We start from the raw sequence: 12,517 nt of genomic DNA on the forward strand, positions 1-12,517 counted from the left end.
CATTCCTTTTTTTAATGAGCAGCTTTCTTCAGTTCCAATTCTTCCTTCTCAAAACGATCGAACATGATGAAGAAGAGTCCAGCACTTACAAGAGCAAGAATCGAAAGGATGATGAACGTCCAATCGTATCCTACATAAAGAGACAGGGTGATGGACAGAGGTGCAATGGTCCTTGCAATCGTGAAGCGCAGGCTGGCTGCGGCAAAATACTGCCCGCGCATATGATCCGGTGCAAGCTTTGATACGAAGCTTTGCTGGATACCGGCCGTCATCAATTCCGCGAATGTGAACACCGCCATGCTGATGACAAACATCCAGACAGAACTGGTCTGTCCAAACATAAAGATCGAGACTGCATAGATGACAGAAGACAGGATGAACACATTCCGTTCGCGGAATTTCGTGATCCATCTCGTAATGACCACTGTAAGAAGGGCCACCAGGAATCCATTTTCGGAAAGGATCAAACCGAATACCTGCTCACTCACAAGGGTCAATGACCAGTCCCCGAAGCTGAACAGAGTGGCTTTATCCATCACATCTTTTATATATACAGGAATCAGGAGGTCCAATTGCATGAACGTTTGACCTACCAGGACTCCGGCTAAAATAAACAATAAAAACGTTTTGTCTTTGAAAATGACGCTATAGTCTTTGAATTGATCAGACAACACACTGTGCCAAGCTTTCTTTTTTCCCTCTGTAACGAGAAGCTTATTTTTATCAGCCGGTGCTGTTTCCCTCGTCATTTTATAGAGCAGAAGGGCTAAAAACATACATATTAATGCCGCTGCAATCAATAATTGAAAGCGATAGTGGACGTAGAAAATGCCCCCTAGTATCGGCCCTACGACGACGGCAATATTGATGGATGTATAAAAGACGGCAAATACATGGCTCCGATCTTTCTCGTCCACCACATCGGCAACCATGGCCTGACTTGCCGGCCAATAAAAGGAACCGAATACCCCGACCAAACTGAAACAGATAAACCCGATCATGGCAGAATCAAGCCAAGGCGAACTGGCCAGTCCAAAGATCAGAAAAGCAAAGCCTTGTCCAAATGCCGATATCACCATCATCCTCTTGCGGCCAAAACGGTCCGCGCAGTAGCCTCCCATCAGATTCGCGAGTACGGCGAATACTTGTGAAAGAACCAATAATAATCCCGCTGTCTGCTTTCCAAACGACTCTGTGAAATAGATCGTCAAAAACGGAAAGAACATCCAGAAGGTGATGTTAATCGCTGCTTCCCCAAACAGCCGGACCTTTAAATTGCGGTCCCAATCCCGTATTCTCATCTAAATCCCTCCCCTTATGAAACTCTAGATGAACTAGATTATCATAGCCCGACAGGACAAAATAAACAAGACTGATTTACTGGTATTTACAAATGATTTACTCATTCCGGTATGAAGGCTTGAGATACCATTTTCCTTATTCTGAATAGATTAAAAGTACTGAGTGGAAAGGGACGGTGGTCGGAGATGGTTGATAGTGAAATTCTCCTTACAGGAGTGTGGATCCAGGTCTTCGGTACGGTAATTGCGGCCATCGGTGAAACCATGCTGATCCAAGAAGAACGTCTGGATCTGGAGCCTCTCGGGTTTCGAGTGGTCTCCCTCGGGAATGGCTTCGAGGCTGTCGGAAATTCGCTGCAGGGGGTGGGAGCCGAAAAACTATCGGATGGTTCAGTTGGGGAAACCTACCGGGTGGCAGGTGACTGGATCCAAGCCTCTGGAAATGTGACGAATGTGTTTGGGGCAGAACTTCAATTTTATGGACGTGAGCTGGAGGGGTTGAAACTTGATATATTCGGGGACACCGTGCAGTCCATCGGGGCAGGACTCGAAGCATACGGGGCGACCTTGAGTAGCCGGGCATTCTCTAATCTTCTCGCAGCAGGAAATACGATACAATCACTTGGAGCGGCACTGGAAGGAGTGGGAGAACTGTTCATTCTGAAAGGAAAAAAGGATATCGGAATGCAGATCACCGCTTTCGGAAGCTACGCCCAGGCAGCAGGGGCGACGATCGCTGCGATTGCATTGACGAAACAGTATGGATAGGGAAGATTTTTGGACCGGGAGAGTATGGTTTTCCTTAATAACTGGATAGTTGGTGATTTGGCAAGGGGTTATTAAGATTCAAACTTAGTCAGGTAGAAGGAATTGCGTCAAAATTATTGATGATTGCGTCAAAATAAAATTTATTGCGTCATTTTCGCAGGAATTGCGTCAAAATTTGGTTTGATTGCGTTTTTTAACAATTGTATCCATTCGAGCGAGCGCTCAGTCAAAATGCCAGTCTACCAACCACCATCCCATCCAAAAACAAAAAACCCCCAAAAGACAGCCAAGCCGCCTCTCAGGGATTCATACTACATGCTGAACTTAAAACGCCCAACCGCCATCGCGGAAGACGGCTTCAGTCGAGCCGTCTTCTTTTACTCCATCGATGTTCATTTTGTCAGAACCAATCATGAAGTCAACGTGGGTGATACTGTTGTTCAAGCCATTTTTCTCAAGCTCTTCTTCGCTCATTTTCTTTCCGCCTTCAATACAGAATGCATAAGCATTACCGATCGCAAGGTGATTTGATGCGTTTTCATCGAATAATGTGTTGTAGAATAACACATTCGATTGAGAGATTGGGGATTGATGAGGCACAAGGGCAATTTCCCCAAGGTAATGAGAACCCTCATCCGTATCGACAAGACGCTTCAGAATTTCTTCGCCTTCTTCAGCCTTTACATCTACGATGCGTCCGTTTTCGAATGTGATCGTGAAGTTGTCGATTACGTTACCACCGTAACTAAGTGGTTTCGTGCTTGATACTGTACCGTTTACACCGGTTTTAAGTGGAACCGTGAATACTTCTTCCGTCGGCATGTTCGCCATGAAAGTCGTTCCTTCTTCGTTCACGCTTCCTGCCCCTACCCAAAGGTGACCTTTCGGAAGTTCGATGGTAAGGTCCGTCCCTGGTGCAGTGTAATGAAGCTTCTGGTAGTTCTTTTCGTTCAGGTATTCGACTTTTTCGTGAAGGTTTGCGTCGTGATCCTTCCATGCCTGGACAGGATCTGCCTGGTCAGCGCGTACGGCTTTGAAGATCGCGTCCCATAATAGGTCCACTTGTTCTTCCTCAGAAGCATCCGGGAATACCTTGGCAGCCCAGTCTTTCGAAGGAGCGGCCAGCACACACCAGCTGACTTTGTCGGATTGGATGAACTGACGGTATTTGGACATCGCTTTACCGGCAACCTTCTGGAAGTTCGAGATGCGATCCGGATTGACGCCTTTTAACAGGTCAGGGCTTGAAGAGACGATGCTCATGAAGGCAGCTCCGCCTTCAGCTAGCGTTTCAACTTCACGTGCCTTCCACTCAGGAAACTCCTGGAATGCTTCATCCGGGGCAAGATCGTATTTCGTACGGTTGACGGTATCATCGCTCCAGTTTACATATACGTGCTTAGCTCCTACTTCATAGGCTTTCTTTACTACTAAGCGGACGAATTCTGCAGAGTCGATGGACGTGTTGATGACGAGGGTCTGGCCCTTTTGAACATTCACTCCGACTTCGACTGCAAGATTTGCGTATTTCTCTAAATTTTGTTGGAAATTAGTCATATGTATTCTCCTTTTTTCAGAATGTTCTATTACATTCTTATTGTATCAGGGCCCACACCGTTTGCAAGTGTTTACACCTATCTTTGTATCGTATGTTAAAGAAGGAAAAAGTATTTATGCACGCTAAATTTGAACGTTGTATGGCAACGACTCAAGATTCATACCTGGATTCGGACAACTATACTATAATGATGGAAGCGTGTTTATAAAAAAAGGGGGAAGACACATGCCTTGGAATGTCCTATTATTACGAATGTCCGCCATTTATGGGTTTATCGGAGCATTTCTCGGGTCTCATATGGCCGGTGCCGGATCGTATGCATTCAAGCCGATCCATGCCCATATCCTGGTGGTCGGGTGGTTGAGCTTATTTGCCTACTCTTCCTATTATCGATCCTACCAGGTACCGAAATCTTCTAAACTGGCATTTGCCCATGTGTGGACGGCGATCATCGGTTCGATTGGATTGACAGTCGGGATGTGGATGTACAATTTAAATCCATTCAATCTGCCGGCAGGCTTTACCACCGTCTTTTATATTGTCGGGGGAAGTACACTGTTACTGAGCTTTTTCCTGTTTCTATTGATGACATTTAAGTATAGCGAGAGTAAGAAGTAAGGCCGGTTCCGGTAGGGAGGCAGGCTTTTTGTGGCGGTCAATGGTTCAGCTGCTGATTATGGAAGAATAGTCAGCAGCTGAATAATGACTTATTTTCAGCAGCTGAACAAAAAAACTTCCCACCGCAAATCGGTGAGAAGCATTCTTCAAGTCGACGTTTCATCCCGTTCCTTCTCTTGAAAGAGGAATCGGTAGTCCATGGGATTCTGGATGAGGTCAGACAGGGTGTAATCATCGAGGACAGAGAGATAGGCGTTCAATGCTTTACCAAGGACATGCTTCAAACCGCATACCGGTGTGATGATGCATGAGTTGTTTTCGGCATCGAAGCATTCGACAAGATGGAAATCCTCTTCCGTCGCACGGACAAGTTTGCCTATATTGATGTCTTCAGGTGACTGTGCAAGCCTGATCCCGCCGTTTCTGCCGCGGATTGTTTCGATCATCCCCATCTTTCCGAGTTCATATGTCACTTTCATCAGGTGATTCTTTGAGATGCTATAGGCATCAGCGATTTCTTTTATATTAGAGAGTTCGTCCTTTGGTTTTGAAGCCAGGAAAATCAGGACCCTCAGTGAGTAGTCAGTGTATAAAGTTAGTCTCATGTATCTCACCTTTCCGTTCCATTATCCCCATTATACAAAAGGAAGTAAGTTTGTGTCTAAATGTGACTGTTTTGTTAAAGATGTATTTTATATATTGCTTTAATCGATGAGCAGGAGTAGGCTAAAGGTGTATTCAAAATATATCTTTAGAGGTGACCAATATGCTCTCTCAAAAAACCATTGAAATCGTGAAATCCACTGCTCCTGTATTAGAAGTCAAAGGAACGGAAATTACATCTGTTTTTTATAAAAATTTGTTTACCAACCATCCGGAATTACTAAATATTTTCAATTATGCCAATCAGAAAAAGGGCAGACAACAAACCGCCCTTGCCAATACCGTGTATGCTGCCGCTCAAAATATCGATAAGCTGGAGATGATCCTCCCTGTTGTAAAGCAAATCGCTCACAAGCATAGAAGTTTAGGCGTTAAGCCTGAGCATTATCCAATCGTTGGCGAGCATCTGCTTCAAGCGATCAAGCAGGTTCTTGGAGATGCAGCGACAGATGAGATCATCGAAGCATGGGGAGACGCATACGGTGTCATCGCCGGAGTATTCATCGATGTAGAAGAAGAAATGTATAAAGAAACTGAAAACAAGGATGCCGGCTACAGAGACTTTAAACCGTTCATCATTGCTGAAAAAGTAGTGGAAAGTGACGTCATCACTTCGTTTTATCTTCAACCGAAAGAAGGCGGCAGTGTCCCAACCTACATGCCGGGTCAATATTTATCAGTCAGAGTGACGATCCCTGGGGAAGAATTCACCCATATTCGTCAGTACAGTCTATCAAGTGCGCCAATGGACCATCAATTCAGAATTTCTGTTAAAAGAGAAGCAGAGTGCGATCCACAAGGGAAGGTGTCCAACTTCTTACATGATCAAGCAGTCGCAGGAAGCGAGATTGAAGTGAGCGCGCCTGCCGGTGATTTCTATTTAGAGGACGGGGACTCACCTGTGGCGTTTATAAGCGGAGGCGTTGGGATCACACCTATGATGAGCATGCTCGAACAAGTGACCAGATCCACACCGGAACGTAAGACAGCATTTATCCATGCGAGCAGACATGAAGGCGTGCATGCCTTTAAAGGGGACGTCGAAAAGCTTATGACGGAACTTGAGGACGGGGAAGCGTGCTTTGTTTATGAAAATCCAAGGGAAGAATCTTCATCCCACTTCACAGGATATGTGAATGAAGAGATCCTGAAGCAGTATGTGGACGCTGGAACCGAATGCTATGTGTGTGGACCCGCACCATTCATGAAAGCCGTCATCGGTACATTGAAGGAAATGGGTGTTTCAAAGGTACGTTTCGAATTCTTCGGTCCGGCAATGGATTTAAGTAAGCAGGAAAGTGTGACGGTTTAACACTTTGAAAATATAGTTGTAACAATGGAAATACATCCTTCTGATTTGAAAATAATCATCCAGATTCAGTTCATTTCGATGAAGGAAAACAGAAAAACGCTAGGATTCCTAGCGTTTTTCGACTTTAGTAGCGGTGTTCATCGTTATCTTCACGATTTTTAAACGCTTCCTGCGTCACGATCAATTCTTCATCGCCGACTGCATCCTCGGAATGTTTGCTTGATGTACTATTTTGAGGGAAGTTCCCCGGGTGTCCTTTTTTCTTTGATTCGAATGATTTACCTCGTGCCATATGAGCCACTCCTTTTCGTTCGAGATACAGGTAGTTTTTCCAGGGGGGACGAAAATATGTGAAAATGAATTGTCAGAAAACGGACGCATCTCCCATGTGCAGTGACCCGTCCATTTGGATATACTGGTAGTAACGGGTGAGGAAATGCTTCTTTAGAATCAATCAAATTCCTGAGGGGTGATAGCGTTGGATTTTTCATCAATTGTTTCGGAACAACGAATTAAGAAGGCGTATGAGGACGGGGAGTTCGAGAATCTTCCCGGCTATGGAAAACCGCTGAATCTCGACGATGACAGAGGGGTTCCCCAAGAATTAAAGATGGCCCATAGAATCATGAAGAATGCAGGATTCACAACGGATGAAATGAATGTGAAAAAGGAAATGATGAGGATCGAAGACTTGATCAGAGCCTGTGAGAATGAAGAGGAAGAGCGGGAATTAAAACAGAGTCTGAATGAGAAAATGCTGAAATACAACAGCATGCTTTCGAAGAAGAGAATCAAAACAAATAGTTCCTTGTTCAAAAATTATGAGCAAAAGCTGGAAGGCAAACTGCTGAAATGAAGAAAACACCACGTTCGTCACGGAACGTGGTGTTTTCTTTATTTCGGTTCTTCGTCTTCTTTAAATAGGAAGAAGGAGATCACGCCGGATAGGAGGGTGCCTCCAATGATCAGCATGAATTTAGAACCAGATTCGATCTCGGAATAATATTTGCCGAGCATCCAATAACATGCAACGGCTACGAGTATCATGATGGGAATGATCATGGTGAAACGTTTTTTCAACAGTGCCACATCCTTTAAAGCTTCTCTTCTCAGTTTACCACAGATTATGCTTTGACACTGTTCTGAATACGGGCTGCACTTGTGGCAGTATCTTGAACATATTGCGCAATCGTCCGGTTGTCACCGTGAAGAGTTTCAATGGTGGCGCTGATTTCCTCCAGGCCCGCAGAAGTCTGTTGGATGACAGCCGCGAGTTCCTTCGTCGACAGCTCGGCTTCCTCGGTCTGCCCCCTTACGTCAGAAGCGGTGGTGGTGAGGTGCTGGAATTCATTTGACAAGGCGTCAAGCTTCTCTCGCAATGATTTGAAATACGCCGTGACCTCACCGGTAGCCCCCACATTCTCATTAAGCTTCTCAGAACTTAGATTCATGATTTCAACGGCAGAGGAGTTCACCGCATTGACAGATGCCAGATTGTCATTGATGCGTGTCGCCGTATTCCGTGTGATTTCGGCCAATTTCCGTATTTCATCGGCTACGATACTGAAGCCGCGTCCTGCTTCTCCTGCCCGTGCCGCTTCGATGGATGCATTCAAAGCGAGCAGATTGGTTTGATCGGTGATGTCCTGAATGCTGCCGATAAAGCTGTTGGTTTCTTCAATTTTGCTTGTGAGCTCTTTAAAGGTCTGGTGAAGGCCTTCAATGATGTTTTTCAATTCAATCATGTTTTCCTGAAGATCCATGACACGTTCGCTTCCCGACACGGCAATCGCATTCGCATCGGTTGAATGGGCGGTAAGGTCATCGGACAGCTTTGCGACTTCTTCCATTTTACCCATTGTCGTTTCTGTGACGAGGGCGATGTTATTGATCTGATCACTTTGGGTGACACTTCCCGCTGAAATTTCATTCACTGCCGTTTTCATTTCATCATGGGAGACGAGATGGGTCTGGATCTGTTCGTTGATTTGTTGGATGCTTCCTGAGATGGTCGCCAGTTCTTTTTGTAAGAAGTTTCGCTGTTCTTCTTTTTTCCTGCTTTCGTTTTCCGTTGTGTGGATAAATTCCTGGAGCTGCCTGAATTGCGTTCGATTCAGTTGGATGACGACGGCCAGGACAATGCCTAACAACACATAACTCAACAGGGAAGGGATGAATAATTCAGTGAATATGGGATCACCCTTTGGGGCTAGCAATCCATTCAGTAAAAGCATGGCAAGACCGGATGTGAAACCAATTCCGAAGATGACAGGATTAAAGTGAATGGCGCTGATAACAGCTAAAAAGAGAAGGATGACTAAATCGGGAGGGTTCGACCCTTCCAGAAAAAGCCAGATTCCCATTATGATATAGGAAGTAGGGATGGCGAAATAGACATAAAGATTCGGTTTTTTCAGGATGAATTGAAGCACAACAAAGTATCCCGCAAGAAACAGGATCTGTAATGCGAATACCGTTACCGTGATGGTGCCTGATTCATGAAGGATGGAATACGTGAGCGCAGCTGCAAGGCTAATTCCGTACGTGATCAGCAGCAGAAGATTCTTCCTTTTACTATCGATTTCTTTCAATTGCTTGGGGGTCATGACATTTCTCTCCTTTTAATAAAATCCCGTATATTCCATATATCGACAAAAATAGAGTGTGTGTTTATAACGTTTTACAGTAATTTTTACAAAATTTAGAATAGAATTTCCACTCAATAATCAGGTGTTCTATCCGATATTAGTAATAGACTACGATGAGTAAGGTGGAGCGATCAGATGGATAAGACGTCTTTAATAGGAGTCATTTTAGGATTGATAGCGGTGGGAGTAGGGATGGTATTCAAAGGGGTGAGCCCGGTTGCCTTATTGAACCCTGCAGCCATTTTGATTATTTTACTGGGGACGGTGGCCGCAGTGACCATTGCGTTCCCGACACACGAAATCAAAAAAGTACCGAAGCTCTTCGGCATATTGTTTAAAGAACAAAAATTGCAGGACCCGAAACAAACGATTCAATTCTTCTCGCAAGTGGCGGATCTTGCCCGGAAAGAAGGGCTGCTTGCACTGGAGGCCAAAACCCAGGAAGTGGATGATCCATTCCTCCGGGACGGACTTTCATTGGCGGTGGATGGACAGAGTGCCGATTACATAAGGGATGTGCTCCATGAGGAAATCGATGCCATGGAAGAGCGTCACAGTGCAGGTGCCCTCATCTTCACACAGGCAGGGACGTATGCGCCGACCCTTGGGGTCCTCGGGGCCGTCATTGGGTTGATCGCGGCCCTCAGCCACATGGATAATACCGATGAGCTCGGCTATGCGATTTCTGCGGCCTTCGTTGCGACATTACTTGGGATCTTTACGGGTTACGTGTTGTGGCATCCCTTCGCCAACAAGCTTAAACGGAAATCCAAGCGTGAAGTTCAAATGAAAATGATGATGGTGGAAGGCATACTTTCCATCATTGAGGGAGAATCTCCCCGGGTGATCGAACAGAAGCTGGCATCTTATTTACCGGCAAGTGAGCGGATCTTGTTATTAAAGGGGGAAGAGGATGAGGCGGCGTAAGAAGAAACATGACGACGAACATATGGATGAGTCATGGCTCATTCCGTATGCTGACTTGCTCACCCTGTTGCTGGCCCTGTTTATCGTCTTGTACGCATCAAGCTCGGTGGACGCCCAGAAGTTCAAGGAACTCTCACAGGTATTCAGTGAAATCTTCACCGGAGGCACGGGGATGATGGAGTATCCAAGCCCGGTCGCCCCCCAGCAGTCCAGCGATCAAGAACAGAAGCAGGCTGCATCAGCAGGAATCGATAAGGAAAAAGAAAAGGAATTAAGTAAAGATGAGCTGGCGAAGCAGGCCTTTTTGAAGGATCAGGAAGAACTGAAGGAAATCCAGAAAAAAATAAACGAATATATCAAAACGAATAATCTGGAGCTTCAATTCGTCACCAAGCTGACGGATGAAGGGCTCCTCCTCACGATTCGCGACAATGTATTATTCGACTCTGGGTCTGCCACGGTCCAGGGCAGTGACCAGAATGTTGCCGAGGAATTATCGGGCCTTCTCGAAATGAATCCGCCGCGAAACATCATCATCAGCGGTCATACAGATAATGTGCCCATCCGAAACGCGGAATTTGACTCCAACTGGGAGCTAAGCGTTATGCGGGCCGTCAATTTCATGAAAATCATTTTGGCCAATCCGGCACTTGATCCCCAATGGTTCAGTGCGAAAGGGTTCGGTGAATTCGAACCGATCGCAGACAACGGAACAGCAGAGGGGCGGGGACAGAACCGCCGGGTGGAAGTGTTGATATTACCAAGGGTGACAGAATAAAAGAAAGGACCTGCAGCTGATGAATCGGCTGCAGGTTTTTTGACGTATTTCCGGGGAAATGGAGGGATCTTGTCGAAGAACGGAAGACTGCCCTCATTCACAGAAGGGTTGAACGATCATGGTGATGGCCTCCCACATTAAGCTCCTGAATCCATTTCGTAAGAATTCTCCTCAAAATGTTTTATAGCACCCATTTTAGGGAAAAGTCTGGAAAAGCATGTAGAAGTAGTGGCTAATTTTTCAGGATTCGGGGTCGTCTGTGATAGAAAAATGATAGGCTTTATACATACGTAAGAAAACAACAATTCCCCCGCGTTTTATTCCAAACGTTAGCCACTGCCTCTATCAAAGGAGGAGCACGATTGGATACGTTTTTTGACATCATAGGTAAAGTTTCGGCGTGGTTATGGGGTCCACCCTTGATCATCGTCCTGGGTGCAACAGGTTTGTACTTAACCGTATTATTGAAATTTATACAATTTCGGTATCCTCTTTACATTTTTAAGCAAACGGTTGGAAGTGTATTTAAGAAGCCGAAGGGAGAAGGGACCGTCACTCCCCTCCAGGCGCTGACATCGGCCCTGTCGTCCACGATCGGTGCTGCGAATATCGTCGGTGTCCCGGCTGCGATCATGTTCGGTGGTCCTGGGGCCGTTTTCTGGATGTGGGTCATTGCCCTTATCGGGATGGCGCTTAAGTTTTCGGAGAGTGTGCTTGCGGTCCGCTATCGTGAGAAGAATGAAAAAGGGGAATATGTCGGCGGCCCCATGTACTATATGACGAAAGGGTTGAACATGAGATGGCTTGGCGTCTGGTTCGCCTTTGCCCTTATGATCGAGCTGATCCCGAGCGTCATGGTACAAGGGAATGCCGTGGCTTCTACAGTGGAAGAAACGTTTAATGTAGATGGATTGATCACGGGTATCATCGTTGCGCTTATCGTCGTGCTGATTGTATTTGGCGGCATTAAACGGATCGGTAAGGTGACGGAGATCTTCGTGCCGTTCATGGCCCTGATTTATGTCGGGAGCGCCTTGGTGATTTTGTTTATGAATATGGAAGCAGTACCTGAATTTTTCAGCTTGATTCTGTCACATGCCTTTCAACCCATGTCTGCAATGGGAGGGTTTGCCGGGGTAGCCATCGCAGAGACGATCCGCTGGGGATTTGCCCGGGGATTATACTCCAATGAGGCAGGGCTCGGGACGGCGCCGATTGCTCATGCAGCGGCCCAGACGGATCACCCTGTCAGGCAAGGGCTTTGGGCGATTGTGGGGATCGTGATCGATACGATCATCGTCTGTACCGCCACTGCATTTGTCGTCTTATCATCAGGGGTATGGACTGCCGAAAATGCCCTGGATGATCCTTCAGCCCTCACGACAGAGGCATTTACGAACTACTTCGGAGAGTTTGGCGGAATCCTCGTCACGATTTCGTTGATTTTCTTCGTCTTATCTACGATCATCGTCATCGTCTTTTATGGTGCCAAGCAGGCTGAATTCCTGTTCGGCTGGAAGGCGGCTCAGGGGATCAAAGTGGTTTATACCGTTGCCATCGTCCTAGGATCCGTCGGAGCGGCCAAGGTCATCTGGCAGTTCCTTGATTTAGCATTGGCAGCCATCCTGATTCCGAATATCATCGCGGTCCTTCTACTAAGTAAAGAGGTTAAAAGACTCACGAACGAGTTCTTTACTTCCGAAGAGTACTATTTAAAGGACACTGGTAAAGTAAAAGAAAAGAAAATATCTTAAACTGATAGACTTGTTTTTCCGGAGGGAAGAGCAAGTCTATTTTTTTTATATAAGCTCTTTTCGCAAAGGTTGTTGTTAACCTATAAAGTTGATTGTAGCGGAAGGTGCTCGACTCCGACGGGAATAGCGGGAAAGTTGAGACCCCACAGGGCAAAGCCCGAGGAGGCTCAACTCACGCCCCGCGGAAAGC

Annotated in this window: 13 protein-coding genes; 7 read left to right on the forward strand and 6 right to left on the reverse strand. The window is 46.0% G+C overall.

All coding sequences use genetic code 11. From position 1 onward, the window contains the following. Window positions 1-11: 11 nt before the first annotated feature. Window positions 12-1,301, reverse strand: a complete 1,290-nt coding sequence (locus P8596_RS02915; RefSeq protein WP_279725792.1) for an MDR family MFS transporter — start codon at window positions 1,299-1,301, stop codon at window positions 12-14. Between the two features lie 186 nt (window positions 1,302-1,487). Here P8596_RS02915 and P8596_RS02920 point away from each other — a divergent pair, with 186 nt between their 5' ends. Then, complete coding sequence (locus tag P8596_RS02920; RefSeq protein ID WP_224521426.1) at window positions 1,488-2,069, forward strand: DUF6944 family repetitive protein; 582 nt, start codon at window positions 1,488-1,490, stop codon at window positions 2,067-2,069. Between the two features lie 324 nt (window positions 2,070-2,393). Here P8596_RS02920 and P8596_RS02925 read toward each other — a convergent pair whose 3' ends face one another. Continuing rightward, window positions 2,394-3,626, reverse strand: a complete 1,233-nt coding sequence (locus P8596_RS02925) for an aminopeptidase (RefSeq protein ID WP_098352590.1) — start codon at window positions 3,624-3,626, stop codon at window positions 2,394-2,396. A 226-nt stretch (window positions 3,627-3,852) separates the two neighbouring features. On the opposite strand from P8596_RS02925, the gene P8596_RS02930 reads away from it, so the two are divergent. Continuing rightward, on the forward strand, window positions 3,853-4,245 hold the full coding sequence (locus P8596_RS02930; protein WP_034761232.1) for a hypothetical protein: 393 nt from the start codon (window positions 3,853-3,855) through the stop codon (window positions 4,243-4,245). Window positions 4,246-4,391: 146 nt separating this feature from the next. Here the strand turns inward: P8596_RS02930 and P8596_RS02935 are convergent, their stop codons facing one another. After that, window positions 4,392-4,850, reverse strand: coding sequence for an RrF2 family transcriptional regulator (locus tag P8596_RS02935; protein ID WP_079530791.1), 459 nt, complete (start codon window positions 4,848-4,850; stop codon window positions 4,392-4,394). A gap of 161 nt (window positions 4,851-5,011) precedes the next feature. Here P8596_RS02935 and hmpA point away from each other — a divergent pair, with 161 nt between their 5' ends. Then, entirely contained in the window at window positions 5,012-6,220 is a 1,209-nt protein-coding gene (hmpA, locus tag P8596_RS02940) for an NO-inducible flavohemoprotein (protein WP_279725794.1), read from the forward strand. Between the two features lie 124 nt (window positions 6,221-6,344). Here hmpA and P8596_RS02945 read toward each other — a convergent pair whose 3' ends face one another. Continuing rightward, entirely contained in the window at window positions 6,345-6,512 is a 168-nt protein-coding gene (locus P8596_RS02945) for a hypothetical protein (protein ID WP_167562132.1), read from the reverse strand. Window positions 6,513-6,698: 186 nt separating this feature from the next. Here P8596_RS02945 and P8596_RS02950 point away from each other — a divergent pair, with 186 nt between their 5' ends. Beyond that, window positions 6,699-7,076: a DnaJ family domain-containing protein gene (locus tag P8596_RS02950; protein ID WP_279725796.1), complete on the forward strand. Its 378-nt coding sequence runs from the start codon at window positions 6,699-6,701 to the stop codon at window positions 7,074-7,076. A gap of 38 nt (window positions 7,077-7,114) precedes the next feature. Here P8596_RS02950 and P8596_RS02955 read toward each other — a convergent pair whose 3' ends face one another. Further along, window positions 7,115-7,300 carry a histidine kinase gene (locus tag P8596_RS02955; protein ID WP_279725798.1) on the reverse strand — a complete coding sequence of 62 codons (186 nt, stop codon included), beginning with the start codon at window positions 7,298-7,300 and terminating at the stop codon, window positions 7,115-7,117. A gap of 44 nt (window positions 7,301-7,344) precedes the next feature. Then, entirely contained in the window at window positions 7,345-8,826 is a 1,482-nt protein-coding gene (locus P8596_RS02960; RefSeq protein ID WP_279725799.1) for a methyl-accepting chemotaxis protein, read from the reverse strand. A 177-nt stretch (window positions 8,827-9,003) separates the two neighbouring features. On the opposite strand from P8596_RS02960, the gene motA reads away from it, so the two are divergent. From motA to P8596_RS02975, 3 genes are all read left to right on the forward strand, one after another. After that, window positions 9,004-9,795 (forward strand): flagellar motor stator protein MotA, encoded by a 792-nt coding sequence (gene motA, locus P8596_RS02965; RefSeq protein WP_034761239.1) that lies wholly within the window; start codon window positions 9,004-9,006, stop codon window positions 9,793-9,795. Beyond that, window positions 9,782-10,573 carry a flagellar motor protein MotB gene (gene motB / locus P8596_RS02970; RefSeq protein WP_279725800.1) on the forward strand — a complete coding sequence of 264 codons (792 nt, stop codon included), beginning with the start codon at window positions 9,782-9,784 and terminating at the stop codon, window positions 10,571-10,573. Before motA ends, motB begins: the two co-directional genes overlap by 14 nt. A 362-nt stretch (window positions 10,574-10,935) precedes the next feature. Beyond that, window positions 10,936-12,327 carry an alanine/glycine:cation symporter family protein gene (locus tag P8596_RS02975; RefSeq protein ID WP_279725802.1) on the forward strand — a complete coding sequence of 464 codons (1,392 nt, stop codon included), beginning with the start codon at window positions 10,936-10,938 and terminating at the stop codon, window positions 12,325-12,327. The last annotated feature ends 190 nt before the right edge of the window (window positions 12,328-12,517 follow it).

It is taken from the genome of Rossellomorea sp. DA94, assembly GCF_029834455.1.
GTDB classification, from domain to species: domain Bacteria; phylum Bacillota; class Bacilli; order Bacillales; family Bacillaceae_B; genus Rossellomorea; species Rossellomorea vietnamensis.